Origin of the sequence: Allosphingosinicella vermicomposti (assembly GCF_003012815.1) — a bacterium.
Taxonomy (GTDB): Bacteria; Pseudomonadota; Alphaproteobacteria; order Sphingomonadales; family Sphingomonadaceae; genus Allosphingosinicella; species Allosphingosinicella vermicomposti.
The window spans coordinates 196873-217401 of sequence record NZ_PXYJ01000003.1 but is presented as its reverse complement, the minus strand read 5'-3'; the positions used below and the strand labels follow the sequence as shown (position 1 = coordinate 217401).

26 protein-coding genes are annotated in these 20529 nt (G+C 61.0%); 9 read left to right on the top strand and 17 right to left on the bottom strand.

From position 1 onward, the window contains the following. Positions 1 to 4: 4 nt before the first annotated feature. Complete coding sequence (locus C7I56_RS09835) at positions 5 to 559, top strand: sterol desaturase family protein (RefSeq protein WP_106640699.1); 555 nt, start codon at positions 5 to 7, stop codon at positions 557 to 559. A gap of 39 nt (positions 560 to 598) precedes the next feature. Here the strand turns inward: C7I56_RS09835 and C7I56_RS09830 are convergent, their stop codons facing one another. Genes C7I56_RS09830 through C7I56_RS09815 form a run of 4 tightly spaced genes read right to left on the bottom strand, consistent with a single transcriptional unit; the run spans position 599 to position 4719 of the window. Further along, positions 599 to 1537: a phytoene/squalene synthase family protein gene (locus tag C7I56_RS09830; protein ID WP_106640698.1), complete on the bottom strand. Its 939-nt coding sequence runs from the start codon at positions 1535 to 1537 to the stop codon at positions 599 to 601. After that, the gene (locus tag C7I56_RS09825; RefSeq protein WP_106640697.1) at positions 1527 to 3002 is read right to left on the bottom strand and encodes a phytoene desaturase; all 1476 of its coding nucleotides are present in this window, start codon (positions 3000 to 3002) and stop codon (positions 1527 to 1529) included. The genes C7I56_RS09830 and C7I56_RS09825 overlap by 11 nt, the downstream gene beginning before the upstream one ends. Continuing rightward, positions 2999 to 4135, bottom strand: coding sequence for a lycopene beta-cyclase CrtY (gene crtY, locus C7I56_RS09820; RefSeq protein WP_106640426.1), 1137 nt, complete (start codon positions 4133 to 4135; stop codon positions 2999 to 3001). Before crtY ends, C7I56_RS09825 begins: the two co-directional genes overlap by 4 nt. Beyond that, on the bottom strand, positions 4135 to 4719 hold the full coding sequence (locus tag C7I56_RS09815; RefSeq protein WP_245409670.1) for a hypothetical protein: 585 nt from the start codon (positions 4717 to 4719) through the stop codon (positions 4135 to 4137). Before C7I56_RS09815 ends, crtY begins: the two co-directional genes overlap by 1 nt. 81 nt (positions 4720 to 4800) lie before the next feature. Here C7I56_RS09815 and C7I56_RS09810 point away from each other — a divergent pair, with 81 nt between their 5' ends. Then, a complete protein-coding gene (locus tag C7I56_RS09810; protein WP_106640425.1) occupies positions 4801 to 5538 on the top strand; it encodes a sterol desaturase family protein in 738 nt (245 codons plus the stop codon). Beyond that, positions 5504 to 5929, top strand: coding sequence for a DUF2141 domain-containing protein (locus C7I56_RS09805; RefSeq protein WP_245409669.1), 426 nt, complete (start codon positions 5504 to 5506; stop codon positions 5927 to 5929). The genes C7I56_RS09810 and C7I56_RS09805 overlap by 35 nt, the downstream gene beginning before the upstream one ends. Before the next feature lie 67 nt (positions 5930 to 5996). Here the strand turns inward: C7I56_RS09805 and C7I56_RS09800 are convergent, their stop codons facing one another. From C7I56_RS09800 to ung, 5 genes are all read right to left on the bottom strand, one after another. After that, positions 5997 to 6899, bottom strand: coding sequence for a hypothetical protein (locus C7I56_RS09800; protein WP_158703090.1), 903 nt, complete (start codon positions 6897 to 6899; stop codon positions 5997 to 5999). A gap of 153 nt (positions 6900 to 7052) precedes the next feature. Beyond that, positions 7053 to 7721, bottom strand: a complete 669-nt coding sequence (locus tag C7I56_RS09795) for a hypothetical protein (protein WP_106640422.1) — start codon at positions 7719 to 7721, stop codon at positions 7053 to 7055. 123 nt (positions 7722 to 7844) lie between these two features. Continuing rightward, a complete protein-coding gene (locus C7I56_RS09790; protein ID WP_106640421.1) occupies positions 7845 to 8279 on the bottom strand; it encodes a pyridoxamine 5'-phosphate oxidase family protein in 435 nt (144 codons plus the stop codon). A 60-nt stretch (positions 8280 to 8339) separates the two neighbouring features. Next, positions 8340 to 8645, bottom strand: coding sequence for an alkylphosphonate utilization protein (locus C7I56_RS09785; protein ID WP_106640695.1), 306 nt, complete (start codon positions 8643 to 8645; stop codon positions 8340 to 8342). Between the two features lie 12 nt (positions 8646 to 8657). Beyond that, the gene (gene ung / locus C7I56_RS09780) at positions 8658 to 9368 is read right to left on the bottom strand and encodes a uracil-DNA glycosylase (protein WP_106640420.1); all 711 of its coding nucleotides are present in this window, start codon (positions 9366 to 9368) and stop codon (positions 8658 to 8660) included. Positions 9369 to 9459: 91 nt separating this feature from the next. On the opposite strand from ung, the gene C7I56_RS09775 reads away from it, so the two are divergent. Beyond that, complete coding sequence (locus C7I56_RS09775) at positions 9460 to 10074, top strand: hypothetical protein (protein WP_158703089.1); 615 nt, start codon at positions 9460 to 9462, stop codon at positions 10072 to 10074. Here the strand turns inward: C7I56_RS09775 and C7I56_RS09770 are convergent. Further along, positions 10071 to 11021 carry a cation diffusion facilitator family transporter gene (locus C7I56_RS09770; RefSeq protein ID WP_106640418.1) on the bottom strand — a complete coding sequence of 317 codons (951 nt, stop codon included), beginning with the start codon at positions 11019 to 11021 and terminating at the stop codon, positions 10071 to 10073. The two genes, C7I56_RS09775 and C7I56_RS09770, sit on opposite strands and share 4 nt — an antisense overlap. 95 nt (positions 11022 to 11116) lie before the next feature. Between C7I56_RS09770 and C7I56_RS09765 the strand changes: the two genes are divergently transcribed. Both C7I56_RS09765 and C7I56_RS09760 read left to right on the top strand, forming a co-directional pair. Beyond that, positions 11117 to 11734 (top strand): YbhB/YbcL family Raf kinase inhibitor-like protein, encoded by a 618-nt coding sequence (locus C7I56_RS09765; RefSeq protein WP_106640417.1) that lies wholly within the window; start codon positions 11117 to 11119, stop codon positions 11732 to 11734. 12 nt (positions 11735 to 11746) lie between these two features. Beyond that, entirely contained in the window at positions 11747 to 12088 is a 342-nt protein-coding gene (locus C7I56_RS09760) for a GFA family protein (RefSeq protein ID WP_106640416.1), read from the top strand. Here C7I56_RS09760 and C7I56_RS09755 read toward each other — a convergent pair. Beyond that, positions 12085 to 12624, bottom strand: a complete 540-nt coding sequence (locus C7I56_RS09755; protein ID WP_106640415.1) for a peroxiredoxin — start codon at positions 12622 to 12624, stop codon at positions 12085 to 12087. The genes C7I56_RS09760 and C7I56_RS09755 overlap by 4 nt on opposite strands. A 69-nt stretch (positions 12625 to 12693) precedes the next feature. On the opposite strand from C7I56_RS09755, the gene C7I56_RS09750 reads away from it, so the two are divergent. Continuing rightward, positions 12694 to 13482: a DUF72 domain-containing protein gene (locus tag C7I56_RS09750; RefSeq protein WP_106640414.1), complete on the top strand. Its 789-nt coding sequence runs from the start codon at positions 12694 to 12696 to the stop codon at positions 13480 to 13482. On the opposite strand, the gene C7I56_RS09745 is transcribed toward C7I56_RS09750, so the two are convergent. The 5 genes from C7I56_RS09745 to C7I56_RS09725 all read right to left on the bottom strand — a co-directional run bounded on the left by C7I56_RS09745 (position 13475) and on the right by C7I56_RS09725 (position 15952). Beyond that, positions 13475 to 13891, bottom strand: a complete 417-nt coding sequence (locus C7I56_RS09745; protein WP_158703088.1) for a hypothetical protein — start codon at positions 13889 to 13891, stop codon at positions 13475 to 13477. The genes C7I56_RS09750 and C7I56_RS09745 overlap by 8 nt on opposite strands. A 142-nt stretch (positions 13892 to 14033) precedes the next feature. Continuing rightward, complete coding sequence (locus tag C7I56_RS09740) at positions 14034 to 14375, bottom strand: Mpo1-like protein (RefSeq protein WP_106640412.1); 342 nt, start codon at positions 14373 to 14375, stop codon at positions 14034 to 14036. Further along, positions 14353 to 14802 carry a hypothetical protein gene (locus C7I56_RS09735; RefSeq protein ID WP_106640411.1) on the bottom strand — a complete coding sequence of 150 codons (450 nt, stop codon included), beginning with the start codon at positions 14800 to 14802 and terminating at the stop codon, positions 14353 to 14355. Before C7I56_RS09735 ends, C7I56_RS09740 begins: the two co-directional genes overlap by 23 nt. Before the next feature lie 64 nt (positions 14803 to 14866). After that, complete coding sequence (locus tag C7I56_RS09730) at positions 14867 to 15724, bottom strand: SDR family oxidoreductase (RefSeq protein ID WP_106640410.1); 858 nt, start codon at positions 15722 to 15724, stop codon at positions 14867 to 14869. A 3-nt stretch (positions 15725 to 15727) separates the two neighbouring features. Continuing rightward, entirely contained in the window at positions 15728 to 15952 is a 225-nt protein-coding gene (locus tag C7I56_RS09725; protein WP_106640409.1) for a hypothetical protein, read from the bottom strand. 207 nt (positions 15953 to 16159) lie between these two features. On the opposite strand from C7I56_RS09725, the gene C7I56_RS09720 reads away from it, so the two are divergent. Beyond that, complete coding sequence (locus C7I56_RS09720) at positions 16160 to 18247, top strand: TonB-dependent receptor plug domain-containing protein (RefSeq protein ID WP_158703087.1); 2088 nt, start codon at positions 16160 to 16162, stop codon at positions 18245 to 18247. 9 nt (positions 18248 to 18256) lie between these two features. Here C7I56_RS09720 and C7I56_RS09715 read toward each other — a convergent pair whose 3' ends face one another. After that, the gene (locus C7I56_RS09715; RefSeq protein ID WP_106640407.1) at positions 18257 to 18550 is read right to left on the bottom strand and encodes a hypothetical protein; all 294 of its coding nucleotides are present in this window, start codon (positions 18548 to 18550) and stop codon (positions 18257 to 18259) included. Positions 18551 to 18660: 110 nt separating this feature from the next. Between C7I56_RS09715 and C7I56_RS09710 the strand changes: the two genes are divergently transcribed. Then, on the top strand, positions 18661 to 20481 hold the full coding sequence (locus tag C7I56_RS09710) for an ABCB family ABC transporter ATP-binding protein/permease (RefSeq protein ID WP_106640406.1): 1821 nt from the start codon (positions 18661 to 18663) through the stop codon (positions 20479 to 20481). Positions 20482 to 20529: the final 48 nt, after the last annotated feature.

Sequence of the window (20529 nt, the reverse complement as noted above, 5' to 3'; positions counted from 1 at the left end):
CATCATGTCCTGGCCCGCAGGTTTCGCCGTCTTCCTCGCCACCATCGCGATGATGGAAGGCGTCGCTTATGCCGCCCACCGCTGGGTGATGCATGGGCCCGGCTGGTTCCTTCACGCCAGCCACCACCGCCCGCGCACCGGCCCGTTCGAGGCCAATGATCTCTACGCGGTGATCTTCGCTCTTCCCTCGATCCTCTTCTTGCTTGGCGGCGTGCAGCTGGGGTGGGGCGATTGGGCGACATGGATGGGCGCGGGGATTGCGGCTTATGGTGCCATCTATTTCGGTTTCCATGACGTCATCGTCCACAAGCGCCTGCCGCACGGCTATGTGCCGCGCTCCCGTTACATGAAGCGGATCGTGCAGGCCCACCGCCTCCACCACGCGACGGAAAACAAGCATGGCTCGGTAAGCTTCGGCTTCCTATGGGCACCGCGTGCCGATGTGCTGAAGGGGCAGCTTGCCGCAAGCCAGAGCGCTCAAATCAGAGCACCAAAAACAAGCCTTTCCCCCCCTTTGGGGGAGATATTGGACAGAGGGGTCGAGCGAAGGGAGCTTTAAGAGTTCGAAGCGCCTCGATTAACGCTGGCGATCGTCATCCTAATCCTTCGGCCGCGTCCAAAGCCCAGAGCGGCTCACCTCGTCCCGCCCTGGTAACGACGCCTCCCGAAAAGCAGCGGCAGCATGGCGCAATTTATCCGCCTTGCCGATCACCACCCGATAATCCCAGGCATGGGCCCCGCGCCGCGCCACTTTCCGGCCGATCGCTCCGTAAATATTCGCGGCAGACAGCACCGCCCAGCGCGATCGGAAGGGCAGATGGCGGGCGCCGACGCGGGCCGACGCCTCGAACCGCCCGGCCAGCGCCGCCAGCCTCCCGGCCGCCACGCCCATGCGTTGACGGTAGGCCGGGCGCATATGCTCGCCCGGCGGAATGTCGAATTCGGCAAGCAGGTTGAGCGGCAGGTAGCAGCGGCCGATCGCGTCATCCTCCGACAGGTCGCGGGCGATATTGGCGAGCTGGAATGCGATGCCCAGGTCCGCCGCGCGGTCGAGCGTGTCCTCATCGTCCGGATCGACGCCCATCGCCACCGCCATCATGCAGCCCACCGCGCCCGCAACCCGGTAGCAATAGAGCAGCAAATCCGCCTCGCTGCGCGGCTGCCATCCTTCCGCATCCATCGCGAACCCGTCGAGATGGTCGCGGATGAAGCGGTGCGGAATCCCGCACTCCGCCGCGACGATCCGAAGCGCGTCGAACGGCAATTCGCCGGTTTCCCGACCGGAAAGGGCGAGGGTCGTTTGCGAGCGGATGTGCTCGACAGGATCGAAATCTCTATCTGCGCGCGACGCATCGCCCGGACGCCCCAATATTTGCCCATCGGCATAATCGTCGCAGGCGCGGCACCAGGCATAGAGCAGCCAGGCCCGTTCCCGCGTTTGCGGATCGAACAGACGGCTGGACGAGGCAAAAGATTTCGATCCCGCGCGGATCGTGTTCCAAGCCCCCGCGACGATGGCCGCGCGCTCAGCGGGCAAGGTCATCGATCATCAGCCCCGCTGTCGCTTTCGCGCTGCCGACAACGCCCGGTATCCCCGCCCCCGGATGCGTGCCCGCTCCGACGAAATAGAGATTGGGAATGGCGTCGTCGCGATTGTGAACCCGGAAATAGGCGCTTTGCGTGAGCAATGGCTCAAGGCTGAAGGCCGATCCCAGATGCGCTGCAAGATCGGTGGTGAAATCCTCCGGCGTATAATGAAAGCATGTCTCGATACTTCCTCGCAGGCCGGGCGCGACACGCTGCTCGACAATCTCCAATATCCGGTCGCGATATTTCGGCCCCTCGACCGCCCAGTCGATGTCGAGATTGCCGCGATGCGGCACTGGCGCCAGCGCGTAGAAAGTCGAGCAGCCGGGCGGCGCCATATCCGGATCAGTGACCGTCGGATGATGGAGATAGAGCGCGGGGTCCGCCGCAAGCCCGCGGCCGTTGCCATAAATGTCGCCAAGCAGGCCCTGATAGCGCGGCCCGAAAAGGATCATATGATGGGGAATGTCCCGCCACTCCCCTTTGACGCCAAAGTGGACGACGAAAAGGGAGGGCGAAAAGCGCTTCCGGCGCAAACTTCCGGCCCGTTTCGCGCCCACCGCTTTCAGGAGATCGTAAGAGTGGACGATGTCAGCATTGGACGCGACCGCATCGAAGGTCGACCGCCAGCCGCTCTGCGTGCGAAGGCCCGTGGCGCGTCCCTCGCGCGTTTCGATCTCCTCCACCGGATCGCCAAGCCGGATCGTGCCGCCGAGCCTCTCAAAATGCCTGACCATGCCCGCGACGAGGCGATTGGTTCCCCCTTTTGCAAACCAGACGCCACCATCGCGCTCCAGCTTGTGGATCAAGGCGTAAATCGCGCTAGTGGTCATCGGATTCCCTCCGACCAGCAGGGTGTGGAAGGAGAGCGCCTGCCGCAACTTCTCGCTCCGCACAAACTTCGACACGATCGAATAGACCGACCGCCACGCCTGATAACGCGCCAGCGCGGGCGCCGCCTTCAGCATTGATTTGAAGTCGAGGAACGGCACCGCGCCCAATTTCTCATACCCCTCGGCATAAACGCCCGCCGAATAATCGAGGAAGCGGCGATACCCTTCGACATCGGCCGGATCGAGCCGGGCGATCTGCTCCATCAGTACGGCATCGTCGTTGGTGTAATCGAAAGTCTCTCCGTCAGGCCAGCTCAGCCGGTAGAAGGGGGAGACGGGCAGCATCTCCACATCATGCGCCATGTCATTGCCGGACAATGCCCAAAGCTCGCGCAGGCATTCGGGATCGGTGATGACAGTCGGCCCGGCGTCGAAGCGATAGCCGTCCTTCTCCCAATAATAAGCGCGCCCGCCCGGCTTGTCGCGCGCCTCCACGATCGTCGTCGCGATGCCCGCCGATTGCAGACGAATGGCAAGCGCGAGGCCGCCGAAACCCGATCCGATCACCGCCGCAGTTTTCATGGCCATAATGACGTCAAAGCTTTCATAATTGGGACGGGCGGATGGCCGGACAGGATCCGGGCCTTGTCCCAGGCGGTGGAGCGACCAGCGTAAAAGCGGGCGATGAGCCCCGGATCAAGCCTGTAGAAATGCTGGAGGACGCGGTACCGTTCCGGAGGAGGGGCAGCGCGGAACAGCATACGGTTGAGCAGGCGGTAGAAACTCCGTGCCCGCCACAACCGTTCCGCCTCGCCACTCATCACGGCGTGAAGTGCCGCGCCGCTAAAGTCATGCTGACGGATCAGAAGCATGGCGATGCGCACCGCATCGGGCAGCGAATAGCCGGTGGTCGGGTGGAAGAAACCACCCCGAAGGCCGATCCGGGCGACTGGGACTCCGTCCCAAAGACGCGCGATATTGCCCCCAATCGCAACCGGCAGCACGCCTGTTTCCTCACGCTCCACTCGCGCCGTCCATCCCTTGCCCGCCACATAATGGTCGATCAGCGTCCCGATTCCGTCGCGATCGAGATCGGGCAACAGGCTGTAATAAGTATCTTCGACCAGCATCGTATCGGGCGTGAAGGGCAGACAATAGACGAAACGATAGCCATCTTTCTGATCTACCGTTGCATCCATGATGATGGGCCGGTCCATCCCGTGCGGGGTATCGAAACGATAAACGCGGCCAACGAATTTCTGCCAGCCAAGGTCGAGCGCTTCGAGATTGTCCGCGCCGCGCGCATCGATCACCCCATCCGCCTCGACCCTTTCACCGCTGACTAAAAGGACGTGGTCCTGGCCGACCGCGGCGATAGGCGCACTGAGGCGGAGCTGGCGAGGTCCAAGCCGTGCACGTACCAATGCGTCGAGGCGATCCGAAGTGACGCTGTTATAACCGAAGGGCAATGTGCGCCGTCTCGCCGGGAAGATGACGTCATGACTGCTCCATCGCGCCTCGACGGCGGGATCGATCAGCCAACGGTCTTCCAAAGCAACGTCATTGTCGAAGAAAGACCAGATATGATTGCCGCCGATCCGGTCGGCGCCTTCGACCAGCAACAGATCGACATCCGGCCGCTTCTCGGCGAGTGCCAAAGCGGCAAGTGCACCGGCAAGGCCGCCCCCCGCGATGATCAGGCGGGCATCCGTCATCAGGGTGCCGCAGCCTGCGTGCCGTCCAGACCCAAGGCCGGCTCGACCCGCGCTTCATTGGCCGCCTTCACTGAGACGAGGAAAGAGCGCGGTTTCTTCATCAATTTAGGATCGAAGGTGACATTCAAGCCGGCAGCCTGCGCCATCTCGCCCACGAAATGCACGCAGTTGGCGCGGTTGAGATTGTAAGAGGGCTGCTTGGCGTTGCGCCATTTGTCGACCACCGCCATCAGCGTGCGATAGCCTTCATCGTCCACCGTGATGGTAAAGTGCCGCTGGCTGTTTTCGATATAGGAGCGTGTTTCGACTTGCAGCTGGCCGCCGACTGAACCCATCAGGATCGCCGGGGAAATCGTCTTGGCGGTGAAACCGTAGCCCGTATCGATCACCTCGCCCGTGGCATCCAGCCTGCCCTTCAACGACACGAAAGCATGAGGAAAGGTCGCCCCGAATTCCCGCGAATGGAAGGTGATCTTCACCTCCGCCGCTGCCGGGGCGGCCACGATGATTGCCGCGACCACGAAGAGACAATGTTTCAGAATTCGTGTCACGATCATCCAACGACGCCCGGTTATGCGCACCATCCGGGCGCCTTGTTCGGTTTCTGGGCGATGGCTGCGCACTTTTCAACTGCCAGCCCGCGCCAAGCGCGCTAATGTGGAAGGATGGAGTTCAAAGCCGCCTTCCTCTCCGCCCTTGCGATGACGCTGATCGTGGCCATTCGCTATGTCGGCGTAAGCGGCGGTTTCGCCTGGCTGACATGCCGGCGGTTCCCCGATCTGTATGACGGTAAAGACGTCCAGATCCGACGTGAAATCCAATGGTCGATATTGAGCGCCGCCATTTACGGCCTTCCCGCCGGGATTGTCGCCTGGGGTTGGCGGGAATTTGGCTGGACCCGCATCTATACGGATGTTTTCGACCGCCCCCTTTGGTGGATCCCGGTTTCGATCTTCCTCTACCTTTTCCTTCACGACAGCTGGTTTTATTGGACGCATCGCTGGATGCACCGGCCGCGATGGTTTCGCATCGCGCATAAGGTGCATCACGAAAGCCGCCCGCCCACCGCCTGGGCGGCGATGAGCTTTCATCCGATCGAAGCCCTGACGGGCGCCGTCGTGATACCGGCCCTCGTCTTTCTCATCCCTATCCACGCGGGGGCGCTTCTTTTCGTGCTTCTCGTCATGACGGTGATGGGCGTAACAAACCACATGGGGTGGGAGATTTTCCCGAAAGCCCTGGTTCAGGGCCCGGCGGGCAAATGGCTGATCACCGCCAGCCATCACGAGCGGCATCATCGCGAGTATAAGTGCAATTATGGCCTCTATTTCCGCTTCTGGGATCGTCTCTGCGGCACGGACCGCGGCCTTGGGGATTTCACTTCTCATCCTCGCCGTACCTAGCGCCGCGACGGTGGCGGGTGAGGGCGGCCTTACCGTTCACATCGACAATCTGCGCAACGCAAAGGGCGTAGTACACCTCTGCCTCACCCGCGATCCGGCGCGCTTCCCCGACTGCAAGGGGGATCCGCAGGCGCTCACGACCTCCTTCGCGGCAGGCCCGAACAAAGTTGCTCATTTCGACAGGCTCGCGCCCGGCACTTACGCCATCGCCGCGATCCACGACGAAAACGGCAATGGCAAACTCGATACGCTGGCGCTCGTGCCTCGCGAAGGCTTCGGCTTTTCAAAAAACCCCGCCATCCGCTTCGGCCCGCCCAAATTCCGCGAAGCTCAATTCGTGATCGGAGCGGGCACCCAGGAGCAGCGCATCAAAATCCGTTATCTGCTCTGATGGAAGAGAGCCTTGGGGGGCGGCAACAACGGTCCGCCCCCCAAGGCCGAGATACCTTGAATTTCAATCAGGGCTGGTTGCGCAGCCCGTAATGGGAGAGCGACAGCACCTGGAAGACCGGCTTGGTTTCCGACCGGAAGACCTCATCTACCTCGCGCTTCCATTGCAGCCCGATTTCTCCAATCTTCGAATCGGGTAGGATTCCGTTCAATGCGACCTTCAGGTCCGCATCGATCTTGTCCTGCGTGCTATTTTCAACCTCAAGGGTCTTCACGTAAACGCCCGTCATGCCGGTCACGATGGCGGCATTGTTCGTTCGTAGATAATCCGCGCATGCCGCGAGTTCCGCCGGCGTGTTTTCGGCAAAGAGCGCGGCCACCACTTCCGGTTCGATATAAGTGAAGTGGTAATTGCCCTCCATCTTGATCTTGGAATTGGCAACCCGGCTCGCCATCGCCTTCAATTTCGCTTCGGCTTGAGCGCGACCCGCGACACCAATGGGAACGCCGGCAAGATTGAGCACCTGCCCGACATCGATATTCCCCTCGATCGCCTTTTTATCGAACGCTTTGCGGGTGAAGTAGAAAGGCTGATCGATAACCGGCTGGCGCAGCACCTTGATGTCCGGCTTGGCGGGATCGGCATTATAGGCCGCTTCGAAGGTCAGGAAGGGATTGGTCCCAAAAACGTTGCCGCAATAATTGGAGACCGGCGTCCCGTCGCCCGTCCACATACGGCCGAGATATTGCCAATAAACAGGTATGCCATTGTCATCTATATTCGCAAAGCGCGCGGGCTTTTCGATATAGATTGGCGTCATATTGCCGGTGCTTTGCACACATTTTCCCGTATCGGCCGACGGGCAGACATTCGCCTTCTTCAATCGCTGCCCGAGTACCGTCGGACCGGTGCAAGCCGATAGAGACAGTGCGGTAAGTGACGCGCACAGAATGAACCGGATTTTGAACATAGACACCCCCTTCGTATCGGTTACGTATGGATAGTCTATCCGGAGCGGGAAACCAGTCGGTTGGTGCAATCCGGATCAATCGGCCGCTGGACTGAAAAAGGGCGCCCCGGATGAGACCGGAACGCCCTTTCGACTCCCGCTCAGGGAAGAGAGTTAGTCGATGTCGTAAACGCGCGTGACGATGTTGGTGCGGGAATCGATCTGATAGATCGCATTGCCGTCCGACCGGTAATAGACGCCATTACCGTCGCGATACTGACTGCGTAGATCGACGGGTACGCCGTACAGGCCGCTCGTCGCACGCTGGCCGGGCTGTAAAATGCAATTGCTATTCTGCCCGCCAAAGAGCGATCCGATCACCCCGCCAAGGCCGCTTCGCGTCTCGCATGGCGGAAGCTCGAGCGGTCCGCCCTGGCCGTAATACCCACTATCGAACCGACCATCACGATTGGCATCGCGATCATCCCAACCGTCATTATTGCGGTCGATGAAACCGCTATTGCCATAGCGGGTCACCTCATTGCGCTCCGCGACGCGGATCTGTTCGCGGGCGGTTTGGATACGGCCCTGCATGTCGCGTCGCTCACTGCTGGTCCAGCCGTTCCGGCCTAATTGCCGCTCAGTCTGACGCAGGGCGCGAAGTTGCTCGCGCAGCGGCGTAGCTTCATCGCGCGTAATCGAACCCCGGTTTATTCCATTGTCGAGCCGCGTCTGAAGCTGATCGACACGGGTTTCGATGCCCGGTGCCATCGTCTGTGCGGCCAAAGGTGCGGCAAGCGCGAGCGCCGAGATTGTCGCGATACTGAAGGTTAACTTGGCCATCTCAAAAAAACTCCCTTCGAAATGCCCCATCCGGACAGACCAACAGTTGAGCCGTGATCGAGTTTTTACCGGATCGGTGAAGCGTGGCCTTCCGGAGTGGAATCGAGCAAATCGCAGCAATCCTCAGAGAGCCAGTTCGCCCTCATCCATTCCATCCCAATAATGGAGGCGTTGCGCGCGGACGTGGATCATGACGAGGCCGGGCGTGTCGATCCCCTCTTCAAACCAGCGGTCGAGCCCCTTGGACCAATGTTGGGCAAATGCCGCCTTGTCGCGAATGAGGTCCGCGCGGCCTTCCACGGCGGCGAAAAACGGCCGCTGCCCGACGATGCCGGATTTGGCCTGAAAATTCAGCGCGACATTGGGATCGCGGCTGATATCCTGCACCATGCGCGTATCGTCACAGGTGAAATAATAGGAATCGCCGTTATAATCGACGTCACGATTGTTGCTCATCGGACGGCCGGCGATTGCGCCATTTTCCGTTCGGGTGGACAGGATCGCGAAATCGATGTCGCGTAATTTCTCGGATATGTCAGCCAGGGTCTTGTCGGGCATGGATCGGCTCCTCTCGTTGGAATGAGGAGAACGCCCCCGATGCGGGGCCCGGTTCCGACCTTAGCGCTTCTTTACGAACTCGGCGCGGAGGACGAGGCCCTTAATCCCTTCGTAGCGGCAATCGATTTCCTGGGGATCGCCGGTCAACCGGATCGATTTGATGAGCGTGCCGCGCTTCAACGTCTGGCCCGCGCCTTTTACGACCAGATCCTTGATGAGCGTCACCTGATCGCCATCGGCCAAAAGATTGCCAACCGCATCGCGGACCTCGATGCTTTGCGCGCCGCCCTTTGCAGCTGCCTCGGCGGCGCTGATCCACTCTCCGGTTGCTTCATCATAGACGAAGGCGTCATCATCTTCGGTCATCATGGCCCTGTTCTAAACGTCCGGCAGTGACCAGTCGATGGGCGCCATGCCTTTTGCTTCCAGAAAGGCGTTGGCCTTTGAAAAATGGCGGCAGCCGAGGAAGCCATTATGCGCGGAGAGCGGCGAGGGATGCGCGGCCTTCAGCACCAGATGGCGCCCCCCCTTGTCGACGCTGTCGACGAATGCCGCCTTCTTCTGCGCATAATTGCCCCACAGCATGAAGACGACGGGCTTGGTCTTCGCATTCACTGCACGGACGATCGCGTCGGTGAAACGCTCCCACCCCTTACCCTGATGCGATGCGGCCATGCCCATTTCGACGGTGAGCACGCTGTTCAGCAGCAGCACGCCCTGCCGCGCCCAATGTTCGAGGAAACCGTGCGCAGGCCGCTTGATGCCCAGGTCGCTTTCCAACTCCTTGTAGATATTGACGAGGCTGGGCGGCGTGCGGACGCCAGGCTGGACGCTGAAGCAAAGGCCATGAGCCTGACCCAGGCCGTGATAGGGATCCTGGCCCAGGATCACGACCTTCACTTTATCGAGCGGCGTCAGATCGAGCGCGCGAAACCATTCGCCGCCCTTGGGAAAAATGCGCTTTCCGGCTGCTTTTTCCGTCGTCAGGAATTGCTTCAGCGCATGCATGTAAGGCTGCTCGAATTCCCCCGCCAGCGCCGCTTTCCAGCTATCATGCAGCTTGACGCTCTGACCCTGTGCCTCTGTCATGCCGCGTCTGTGCGGACCGGAGCATAACCCGTCAACCGCTGGTCTTTACTGGAGGGTCTGCTAGCCTTTAACGATGACCAGGGAGACGATCATGATCCGCACCGCAATTGCCTTGGCAATCTCGTCCGCAGGTTCGGGTACAGCCCTCGCGGCCTCGAGCGACGAATGTGCGATCCTTTCGGAAGTCGTGCGTAAGGAGCTGATTCGCCGGGAGGATGGCAGCACTCCGCTTCCCGCGCCCGAACCCATGAAAGCGCAATCCTCCCGCGCCAAGCGCCACGCCGCCTATGCGAAACGGCTCGAGGAGGCGAATGCCAAACCTGATCCCAATCCGCTTTCGAAGCCGTTCGACATCGATACGCTGCAATCCTGGGTGGGGCGCGACGCGGCCATGCTGGAGGGCATCGCGCCCGAAATGCCAGCGGCGGAGCGCGCCGATCTCGTCGCCCGTTACGGCGCGGCGCGTCCTGCCTTCAGTGCCTCTTGCGACTGGAAAAAAGCGGATATCGCCTTCAAGCCCGATCCGACCCAGCCCAATCAGTGGCTGACGATCGGCAAGCCGGTTTTGAGCAAAAGCCACCGCTTTGCCCTCGTCGCGCTGAGCTATGGCTATACGCCAACGTTCGCGCGCGAATCCCTTTGCGTCGTAGAGAAGAAGGCCGAGGGCTGGTCGCTTCGGAAATGTGGAACGCTTCTCGGCTCCTAGACGACGTCGGCAGGCCGCATGTGACATCGGCTGTCAGCGCTGAGTTCGATCTGCAGCGTAACATGGTGAATGCCGAAGCGGTCTTCCATCACGTGCTGGACATCGTGAAGGAACGCATCCCCGGGATGACCGCCCGGCATGACGAGATGGGCTGTCATCACCGTTTCCGTCGTGCTCATCGGCCAGATGTGGAGATCGTGAACGGCGGCGACGCCCGGCAAACGGGAAAGCGCCTCTTCCACCCGGCCGGGGCCGATGCCTGACGGCACGGCGCCAAGCGACATGGCGATCGCCTCCTTCATCAAGCCCCAGCCGCTCCAGAAGATGAATCCCGCCACGATCAAGCTGACGGCAGGGTCGATCCATGCGGCGCCGGTGGCCAAGATAGCGAGGCCCGCCAAGACGACGCCCGCCGATACGGCCGCATCCGCCGCCATGTGGAGATAGGCACCGCGAATGTTGATGTCCCCCTGTCGGCCCCGCGCGAAAAGCAAGGCGGTGCCGAGGTTGATGACGACGCCCACCGCCGCCACCGCGATCATCGTTCGCCCGCCGACCGGCTGGGGATCGCCGATCCGCTCCACCGCCTCCATTACGATCGCGCCGACCGCGGCCATCAGCAGCAACGCGTTGGCAAGCGCTGCCAGGATCGTCGATCCACGCAGGCCATACGTATATCGACGGCTGGGCGGCCGCTTTGCCAGCGTCGCCCCGCCCCAAGCGACGGCAAGGCCGAGAACGTCCGAAAGATTGTGCCCAGCGTCGGCCAGCAGGGCCATCGACCCCGACAGGAATCCGAATGTCGCCTCGACGATCACGAAGGAGAGGTTGAGCGTAATCCCGATCGCGAATGCCCGACCGAAATCGGCGGGCGCATGGGCATGTCCGTGATGGCCGTGACCGTGACTGTGCCCATGGCTGTGATTGTGCGCGTGGTGAAGGCCCATGGCTGCCGATTAGCCCATGGCAGGGATGAGATACTAGCGCCTGCGGAGCCTTTGCGCGGGCGAGCGGTTTTCAAAAGGCTTTGAAAGGACGACCTATGCTTGAACATGTGCCCGGCTGGCTTGGCACCGCCCTCCGCAGCGTCAGAGCGGGAGCGGACAAAATCGCGATCACGCAAGCCGGCCTCGGCGATTTCGGCTATCTTGATCTGACGAGCCCGGCCTTTGCCAATGGCGGCGCACTGCCGCCGCGCTTTACGGCCGATGGCGAGGGCGTGTCCCCGCCTTTGGTCTGGGGCGGCATCCCGGACGGCACGCAAAGCTTGGCGTTGATCGTCGAGGATTTCGACGCGCCGGCGCCCCAGCCCTTCGTCCATGCCATCGTCTGGGACATACCGCCGGGGGAAAACCGCCTGGCCGAAGGCGCTATTGTCGCGGACGGGCCGGGCACAGCGGAGGGCGATGTCGGCCGCAACTCCTATCTCCGAGAAGGGTGGCTGCCGCCCGATCCGCCCTACGGCCACGGCCTCCATCATTATGCCTTTCAGCTTTTTGCTTTGTCAGCCGCGCCGGATACGGGCGGAAGCCCGGGGCGCGGCACGTTCATCGATGCCTTGAGGGGCCATGTCTTGGCGGCAGGCCTGCTCGTCGGTACCTATACGCGCGACGAACCGCAGCGCGCCGCGATCGGCGGCACGGCGGACGCACCCGCCTGAAGGGGTAAAGACATGGCTATTACGGGAAGCTGCCATTGCGGAGCGGTCGCCTACACATTGGATGAAGACCCGGTCGACGCGATAAGCTGCAACTGCTCGATCTGCCGCAGAAAGGGCTACGTCCTAGCCTTCGCCACGCCTGACAAATTCCGGCTGGAAACGAGCCGCGAGGCGATCAGCGTCTACACCTTCAAAAACCACATCATCCGCCATCAGTTCTGCAAGATTTGTGGCTGCGCACCCTTTGGCGAAGGGAAGGGTCCGCAGGGGCCCATGGTCGCGATTAATCTGCGCTGCGCCGATATCGATCTCGATAAGGTGACGATCACACCGGTGGACGGCGCCAGCCTTTAGGGCTGCGCTGCCCTCCATTGGCGGACGGCGGCAAGGGTGTTCCGGACATGATCGCGCGGGTTCATGTCGCTGTGCGCGTAAATGACCCGGCCATTTGGCGCGATGACGTAGGAGGTGCGATCGGACAGGCCTTCTCGCGCGGGCATTTTCACCTGATATTGGGCGATGAGTTGCGGGGTTGCTGTCGCGACCGCGAACTTACTGCGGCACGCTTCCACTGAGAATTTGGCCAGCTTACCGATCGGATCGGCCGACAGCCCGATGACTTGCGCGCCGGACTTGCGGAAATCGTCGCTCGCCTGCGCGAAGTCGGCGGCTTCCAACGTGCAGCCCGGCGTGAATGCGGCAGGGAAGAAATAGAGAACAACGGGCCCCTTCTTCAATTCATCGCTGAGCTTCAATGTGCGCACCTTGCCCGCGAGCGCAGATTGGGTTTCGAAATCGGGCGCTCTTGCGCCAACGGTGAGCGATGCGATCGCGGCGGCGGGGATCGATAAAGCGGCGACGGCCGCAAGAAACGGGGTGACCGGGCGCATGACATGGCTCCTTGTTGGCTGGGACATGCGATAGCATGATGGGCGGACACGGGAAATGGAGAGGCGGACATGACAATCCGGATCGGCATCGGCGGATGGAGTTACGAACCGTGGCGCGGCACCTTCTTTCCCGATGGGCTGCCAAAGACGAAGGAGCTGGATTACGCCTCGCGCCGGCTCACCGCGATTGAAATCAACGGCACGTTCTATGGTTCGCAGAAGCCAGCCACCTTCGCGAAATGGCGCGATGCGACGCCGGACGGCTTCGTTTTCACCCTCAAGGCCTCGCGCTACTGCACCAACCGTAAAATTCTGGGCGAAGCAGGGGGATCGATCGAGAAGTTCCTGACGCAGGGGATTACCGAGCTCGGTGGCAAACTGGGGCCAATTCTCTGGCAATTCGCTGCGACGAAAGAATTCGATCCGGACGATTTTGCGCAATTCCTCGCACTTCTCCCGGAAAAGCAGGATGGGCTGCCGCTTCGCCACGCGCTGGAGGTGCGGCATGACAGCTTCAAGGATCCGGACTTCATAGCGCTGGCGGCCAAACACAAGGCGGCAATCGTCTTCGCCGACTCACCCAAATATCCCGCGATCGCGGATCAAACGAGCGACTTCACTTATGCGCGGTTGCTGAATGCGGACGAAGGCGTCCAGACCGGATATTCGTTGGACGCGCTCGATCACTGGGCGGCCGTGGCGCATTGCTGGGAGAAAGGAGAAATGCCGGATGGGCTGGAGCATGTCACAGCTCAGGTGCCGGCCAAGGAACCACGCGACGTCTATCTATTCTTCATCAATGGCGCCAAGGTGCGGGCGCCCGCCGCAGCACAGGCATTGATCGAGCGTGTCAGCTGACGGCTGCGGCGATCCTGGCGCCAAGCTGGCGGGCGGAATGGAACAGAGCCTCACGCGCATCGCACGGCAGCATTTCCGATAAAAGGCGGTCGAAGCCCTGTCGGTCGTCTATCGCGCCCATGGCGACCATATCGAGGATTAGCGCCTCATCATGCGTGAAGCGCGGGCAACAAGGCGGGTTGACGACGAACGCCTCCGTCCAGGCGATCCCCACGCGCATCATCAGAAGATCGAGCGCAAGCGCGCTCTCGCGGCTGCCGAGTTGTTGAGCCACCGCACCGACATGTCCTCGCCCCTGCTTGTTGAGGACAACCCACAGCCGCACCGCGCGCACCAGCCGCGCTTCGCTTTGCGACTGAGGACCGATCCGATTGGGAAGCAACAAGCGGGCAAGGCGGAAATCGGACATGAACGTCTCCTTCATGTCCATAGTTATTGCGACTGGTTATCAATAGCAAGGCAGAGATGTGGTGAAGCGTTGGGTGTCGCTGACGTCGGCCAGCTGCTCCCGTAGGCGGAAAAAGAGTCCGCCTATGCTAAGTGCGGCAATTTCAAACCTGCCGATGTGAAGGAACGCCTGCCGCGTCCAGTTCCGGACCAAGGCGCCCGGTTAGCCAGAGCCACCACATCTTGAAGTCGGCGGCGAGCGACCAGAGTGGATAGGTGAAGGTGGCGGGCCGGTTGCGCTCGATCGCGGCATGGCTGGCCCAGGCAAAGGCATAGCCGGCAACCGGCATGGCGAAAAAGAGTGCCCAGCGGCCCGTCAGGATGGCGGCCAGCGCGATCAGAATGACGAGGCTCGTTCCCGCATAGTGGAAGGCCCGCGTCCGGGGCCTGGCATGTTCGCGAAGGTAAAAAGGCCAGAAGGCCTTAAAGCTCCGATACCTCGTCATGCGGTTCATCCTCCTCCACGACTTCATCCTCTTCGATGCGCGAACGCCCAGCGAAATGATGCGCGATCGCCGCGCCGACCAGCGGCGCAAGCACACCTGTGATCTGCATCCAGAGCGGATGCGGAATACCGCTCATCTCGATGACGATATAGGCGCATAGGGCGATGCCGATAACCCAGGCGGTCCAGCGCGTGCCGCTGATCGCATTCGCCACCCAGCCGCCTGCCAGTGCGCCGAGGAACCGGCCGAGCACGATCATGAACAAGGCGAGAAATGGGGCTGTTTCATAATAAGTCGCGAGGTCATTCGCGCTGCGCGGATTGAAGTCGCGCGGGAAGGGATGAATGACGATGCTGACGATGGTCAGCGCGAGTGCGATGACTAGCCCGATCAGAAGCCCCGCGATGATCCCGCCCAATGCCCGCACGTCAATCTCCCCTGTTGTTCAGGGGAGACTATAGCAAAGATGCACTCAGGCTAAAGGCGCTTTGTCATCCGTTCACGATCGTGCCGCCATTGGGATGCAGCACCTGCCCCGACATATAGCTTGAATCCTCGCAGGCGAGGAACAGGAAACAGGGCGCGACCTCGTTGGGCTGCCCGGGGCGCCCCATCGGTGTATCCTTTCCAAAATCCTTGAGTTTTTCGGGCGATGCGCCCCCAAACGGGTTGAGAGGCGTCCAGATCGGGCCTGGAGCGACTGCGTTCACGCGGATGCCCTCCCCGACGAGGTTTTCGGACAATGAGCGAGTGAACGCGGTGATCGCGCCCTTGGTGGAGCTGTAGTCAAGAAGCTCCTTCGAGCCCTGATACATGGTGATCGATGTGCAGTTAATGATCGTCGATCCCTCCTTCAAATGCGGACGCGCCGCCTGCGTCAGGAAGAACATCGCGAAGATATTGGTCTGGAAGGTGCGCTTCAGCTGCTCCTCGGTGATGTCGCGAATATCCTGATCGGGATGCTGCTCGCCTGCATTGTTGACAAGGATATCGAGCCGTCCGAGCTTTTCCACCGTATCCGCGACGATGGAATCGCACACCGCCTTGTCCCCCAGATCGCCGGGCAGGAGGATCGCCTTGCGCCCCTCGGCCTCGACGATCTGCTTTGTTTTTTCGGCATCGTCATGCTCGCATAGGTAGGAAATGGCGATGTCCGCCCCTTCGCGCGCAAAGAGCGCCGCGACCGCGCGACCGATCCCGCTGTCGCCGCCGGTTATGAGCGCGACCTTTCCCTTCAAGCGATCCGACCCTGGATAACGCGGCTCCCAATCCGGTTTGGGCTCCAATTCGCTCTCATGCCCGGGCAGTGCATCTTCGTGGATCATATTCAGCGTTTCGGTATAGTTCATGGCTTATTCCTTCGGCGCCTTGCCAGCGCCCTCCTCACCAAAAACCTCGATCGTCGATCGATCCTGTTGGTCCTGCTCCGGCGCCTTTTTCACGGGCGCCTTTCCGCCGTCGCGGCCAGCGATAAAGCTCTTGCGGCCGCCATCCTCTGGATCGTCGGGCATAACGTTGTCCTGTTTCTGCTTCGGGCGGGTCGAGCCATGGACGTCGTTCAAAACCTGCTTTCCCATGCTGATCCTCCGGATTCCCAATATCCAAAGACAACGGACCCCAAATGCCCTCGTTCCAACCATGACCGCGCATATCCGGCGGTCCGTCGCTGGACAGGTTCGTCAACATCTTCAGGGGCATGCTACAAATGTAACTTTTATCTTGCCGATCCCGCTACGAGTGTGGCAGCATTGCTCAACTAAAACACTGGCAGCGGGAGAGAGAATGTGGGCGGAGTGGGCGGTCGTAGAAAATGGATTTTGCTGGCGGGCGCCAGTATTTCGACCTCGCCCGCAATGGCCCAGGACATCGACGGTGCACCTGCCCCTGTTCCCACACTCCCCGCCGCCGCCGAAGGGGCGAAAAGCTACGCTCCTGACGATTTCACCCGTTTCGCCCCCAAGAGCGCTTACGATATGCTGCGGCAGGTGCCCGGCTTTATCATCTTCCAACCGGATGAGCGGCGCGGCCTTGGGCAGGCATCGACAAACGTCCTGATCAATGGCGAACGGTTTTCGGGCAAGTCGAACGATGTCGTGACCGAGCTTACCCGCATCCCCGCAGCGGATGTCGTGCGCATCGACATCGTTGATGGCGCGACGCTCAACGTGCCCGGCCTGTCTGGCCAGGTCGCCAATGTCATCATGAACGCGCGCAAGGCCTTTGGCGGTCAATTCGAATGGAATCCGCAGGCGCGGGCAAAGCGAATTCAGCCCAACATCACCAATGGGCAAATTTCGGTTAGCGGTTCTTCAGGAAAACTCGATTACACGGTGGGGATCACCAACTGGAGCCGCGCCAACGGTAATGCTGGACCGGAAATCGTTACCAATGGTGCGGGCGACATCATCGATGAGCGGCAGGAGCGGCTGGATATCTATGTCGAAGAACCGAAACTCACCCTTGGATTGAAACACCGGAGTGCCACGGGCGCCATCGCCAACCTCAACGCATCCTATCAGATCTACCATCTCGATGCGGATGAACTGTCTTACCGCTACAACGCGATCGAGCCCGATCGCGTCCGCCGTTTCTTTGAGGAAGAGCGGGAATGGAATTACGAAGTCGGCGGCGATTACGAGTTCGGGCTTGGCTCGGGCCGGTTGAAACTGATCGGCCTGCGCCGGTTCGAGCACAGCCCCTACAGCCAATATTATGTCACCAGCTATGCGGACGGCCGCGACGCCACGGGGCAAAGGTTCGAACAGACGGCCGACGAGGCTGAATCCATCTTGCGTGGCGAATATAGCTGGAAGGCCGGCGCCGCCGATTGGCAGGTTGCGGCGGAAGGCGCCTATAATGTGCTGGATGTGAACAGCGCGCTCTATGGACTGGTTGGCGGCGTGTTCCAGCCTCTGCCGCTCGACAATGCGATTTCGACGGTGAAGGAGAAAAGGGGCGAAGCATCGATCACTTACGGACGCCCTTTAAGTACGAAATTGACGCTGCAGAGCTCGCTCGGCGGCGAATATTCGGAACTTACCCAAACCGGACCCAGCGGCCTCAGGCGGCGATTCTGGCGGCCTAAAGGCTTCGTTTCGCTGGCTTGGAAGCCGACCGCTCGCCTCGACGTCAGCGGCCGCATTTCGCGCGAAGTCGGACAGCTCGACTTTTTCGACTTCGTGGCGTTCGTCAATGTCGGCAGCGGCACGGGCGACGCTGGAAATCCCGAATTGGTGCCGACACAAATCTGGTCCGGGCAGGTCGAAGTCACGCGCAGTTTCGGCCCCTATGGCACGGCAACCGCGCGCCTCTTCGGCAGGCTGTACGAAGATGTCGTGGACGTGGTGCCCATTGGCGAGGATGGCCAGGCTCCAGGCAATCTCGACAGAGCGAGCCTCTACGGCATTTTCTGGTCGAGCACGCTCAATCTCGATCCCTTTGGCGTCAGGGGGGCGAAGATCGACCTCGAAATGCAATTTCAGAAAAGCCGGATTGAGGATCCGTTGACCGGCATCTTCCGGCCGCTCAACAACAATCAGTTCCGCTCTGTGGAGGTGTCTTTCCGCCACGATATACCGGGCACCAATTGGGCCTATGGCGCGGGCTATAGCGAATTCGAACAGGCCTGGACCTACCGGCTCGATACGCGCGAGCGACCTTTCAACAGCCCCGGCAGCGTTGGCGCCTTTATCGAAAATAAGGATGTGTTTGGTTTGACCGCGCGGATGAGTTTCGACAATCTGCTCGGTACGCAAGAACAGTTTACGCGCACCTTCTACGATGGGCGGAGAACCAACGGCGTCCTTTATTCGGAATTTAGGGACCGCGATTACGGGTCGATCTTTACCCTCTCGTTGAGCGGTAAATTCTAAATCGCGCTATTATCCCTGGGCTTGATCGCCCTGGGCGCGTGCGCGGCGAAGCTGCGGCTCGCGGGCTTCAGGCAGCTTGACGGTTTCCGACATTAGATTACCCGCAGTCGGCTTCCCTTCCTCGTCGCACTGGGCAACCACGACTGGGAAGAGGATGTCGTCTTGTCGGGCGAGCACGTCTTCGGCCGCCGCGTTGCAGGCATCCTGACTTTCATAGCGGGCGGGGATGGTCGCGATCGGCTGGCACACACTATCCGCTTCGCCACAGCCGAGGATTGCCATCACATACACGACCGGTCCCATATTCCGCTCTCCAATAACTACGATGCGATAAACCGTTCGAAAAGCGGGCTGTTCCAGACTTTACGCAGCCGAAATTGATGTCGCGCACCAAGCGCCCTATTTAGAGGTCGATGCCGCCATCCTCTTCCCAAGATCGTACCGAGCCTGAAGCAGGCTGGGCGGCACTTCGCCGCTTCATGCCCTATCTCTGGCCGCCTCATGCCCCCGCCCTTCGCGCCCGCGTGATCCTGTCACTCATCCTGGTGCTGGTCTCGATCCTGATCACCACCCTCGTCATGCCGCTTGCTTATAGCGCCGCGGTCAACCGGATGACGAAGGGGATGGAAGCGGGCGTGACGATCGCCATCGCCCTTGTCGCCGCTTATGCGGGCGCACGGTTTGGCGGCGTTCTGTTCGACAATATGCGCAACGGCATTTTCGAGCGTGTGGGGCAGGACGCGACGCGACGCCTTGCCGAGACGACCTTCCGCCATCTCCATGATCTATCGCTACGCTTTCATCTCGAACGGCGTACCGGCGCCGTTACCAAGATCATCGAGCGCGGCACGAAGAGCATCGATTCCATGCTCTACTTCCTTCTCTTCAACATCGCGCCGACGATTATCCAGCTTGCGATCGTGCTCGGCTTGTTCTGGATCAAATTCGGCGTTGGTCTCGTCATCGCGACAATCGCGATGGTCGTCGCCTATATTCAGTTCACCCGCATAGTGACCGATTGGCGGGCGCGGCTCCGGACCGAAATGAACGATCTCGACACTGGCGCGGTGGCGCGCGCGGTCGACAGCCTTCTCAACTTCGAAACGGTCAAATATTTCAACGCCGAGGAGCGCGAGGCGCAGCGTTACGGCCGCGCCGTTGCCCGCTATGCCGACGCCGCAGTCAAGAACGAAACCTCGCTCGCCTGGCTCAACGTCGGTCAGTCGCTCATTACCAATGTGATGATGGCGGGCGCCATGGGTTTCACCGTGTGGGGGTGGTCGATCGGCCGCTTTACGCCCGGCGATGTCGTGCTGGTGAACACATTGCTCGCTCAGCTTTTCCGGCCATTGGACATGCTCGGTTGGGTCTATCGCAACATCCGTCAGGGCCTGATCGACATGGAGGCGATGTTCGGCATCGTCGATACGAAGGCGGAGGTCGTCGATGCCGCCGACGCACCGCCTCTTCATGTCGGCAAAGGCCATGTGCGTTTCGAGGACGTGCATTTCGGGTACGAACTCGAGCGGCCGATCCTGAAGGGCGTGACGTTCGATGTGCCGCCGGGCACGATGCTAGCCGTGGTCGGACCTTCAGGTGCGGGTAAGTCGACCTTGTCGCGCCTGCTTTTTCGCTTTTACGATCCGCAGGGCGGACGCATCACCATCGACGGGCAGGATATAGCCGCGGTTCAGCAAGCGAGCTTGCGCGCAGCAATCGGCATCGTTCCCCAAGACAGCGTCCTGTTCAACGACACCATCGGCTATAATATCGGCTACGGCAGGGATGGCGCGACTCAGGCGGAGATCGAGGGTGCGGCCATGGGGGCAGCCATAGCCGATTTCATCGCTCAATTGCCCGAAGGCTATGCCGCGCGAGTCGGCGAGAGGGGCTTGAAGCTGTCAGGCGGCGAGAAGCAGCGTGTGGCCATCGCCCGGACCCTGCTCAAAAACCCGCCGATCCTGATCCTCGACGAAGCAACGAGCGCGCTCGACAGCCGTACAGAGGCCGCGATCCAGTCGACTTTGCGAGCGGTCGCCGCCCACCGCACCAGCATCGTCATCGCCCACCGCCTGTCGACCATCGTCGATGCCGACAATATCCTCGTCCTTGATCAGGGCCGGGTGGTGGAACAGGGAACGCACGCCCAGCTTCTCCGCCACAATGGCCTCTATGCCGAGATGTGGGAGCGTCAGCAGAGCGAACGCGACGACGCGCGGGAAGCCGCCGAATGAACGAAGGGCCCGCCTCCACCCGTGGAAGCAGGCCCATCCGTCCCCGCT

Bases quoted from the DNA above. Each gene is read 5' to 3' on its own strand.
- C7I56_RS09835 (WP_106640699.1), top strand. From the start codon at position 5: ATGTCCTGGCCCGCAGGTTTCGCCGTCTTCCTCGCCACCATCGCGATG.
- C7I56_RS09825 (WP_106640697.1), bottom strand. From the start codon at position 3,002: ATGAAAACTGCGGCGGTGATCGGATCGGGTTTCGGCGGCCTCGCGCTT.
- crtY (WP_106640426.1), bottom strand. From the start codon at position 4,135: ATGACGGATGCCCGCCTGATCATCGCGGGGGGCGGCCTTGCCGGTGCA.
- C7I56_RS09815 (WP_245409670.1), bottom strand. From the start codon at position 4,719: ATGGTGCGCATAACCGGGCGTCGTTGGATGATCGTGACACGAATTCTG.
- C7I56_RS09810 (WP_106640425.1), top strand. From the start codon at position 4,801: ATGGAGTTCAAAGCCGCCTTCCTCTCCGCCCTTGCGATGACGCTGATC.
- C7I56_RS09800 (WP_158703090.1), bottom strand. From the start codon at position 6,899: ATGTTCAAAATCCGGTTCATTCTGTGCGCGTCACTTACCGCACTGTCT.
- C7I56_RS09795 (WP_106640422.1), bottom strand. From the start codon at position 7,721: ATGGCCAAGTTAACCTTCAGTATCGCGACAATCTCGGCGCTCGCGCTT.
- C7I56_RS09790 (WP_106640421.1), bottom strand. From the start codon at position 8,279: ATGCCCGACAAGACCCTGGCTGACATATCCGAGAAATTACGCGACATC.
- C7I56_RS09785 (WP_106640695.1), bottom strand. From the start codon at position 8,645: ATGACCGAAGATGATGACGCCTTCGTCTATGATGAAGCAACCGGAGAG.
- ung (WP_106640420.1), bottom strand. From the start codon at position 9,368: ATGACAGAGGCACAGGGTCAGAGCGTCAAGCTGCATGATAGCTGGAAA.
- C7I56_RS09775 (WP_158703089.1), top strand. From the start codon at position 9,460: ATGATCCGCACCGCAATTGCCTTGGCAATCTCGTCCGCAGGTTCGGGT.
- C7I56_RS09770 (WP_106640418.1), bottom strand. From the start codon at position 11,021: ATGGGCCTTCACCACGCGCACAATCACAGCCATGGGCACAGTCACGGT.
- C7I56_RS09765 (WP_106640417.1), top strand. From the start codon at position 11,117: ATGCTTGAACATGTGCCCGGCTGGCTTGGCACCGCCCTCCGCAGCGTC.
- C7I56_RS09760 (WP_106640416.1), top strand. From the start codon at position 11,747: ATGGCTATTACGGGAAGCTGCCATTGCGGAGCGGTCGCCTACACATTG.
- C7I56_RS09755 (WP_106640415.1), bottom strand. From the start codon at position 12,624: ATGCGCCCGGTCACCCCGTTTCTTGCGGCCGTCGCCGCTTTATCGATC.
- C7I56_RS09750 (WP_106640414.1), top strand. From the start codon at position 12,694: ATGACAATCCGGATCGGCATCGGCGGATGGAGTTACGAACCGTGGCGC.
- C7I56_RS09745 (WP_158703088.1), bottom strand. From the start codon at position 13,891: ATGTCCGATTTCCGCCTTGCCCGCTTGTTGCTTCCCAATCGGATCGGT.
- C7I56_RS09740 (WP_106640412.1), bottom strand. From the start codon at position 14,375: ATGACGAGGTATCGGAGCTTTAAGGCCTTCTGGCCTTTTTACCTTCGC.
- C7I56_RS09730 (WP_106640410.1), bottom strand. From the start codon at position 15,724: ATGAACTATACCGAAACGCTGAATATGATCCACGAAGATGCACTGCCC.
- C7I56_RS09725 (WP_106640409.1), bottom strand. From the start codon at position 15,952: ATGGGAAAGCAGGTTTTGAACGACGTCCATGGCTCGACCCGCCCGAAG.
- C7I56_RS09715 (WP_106640407.1), bottom strand. From the start codon at position 18,550: ATGGGACCGGTCGTGTATGTGATGGCAATCCTCGGCTGTGGCGAAGCG.
- C7I56_RS09710 (WP_106640406.1), top strand. From the start codon at position 18,661: ATGCCGCCATCCTCTTCCCAAGATCGTACCGAGCCTGAAGCAGGCTGG.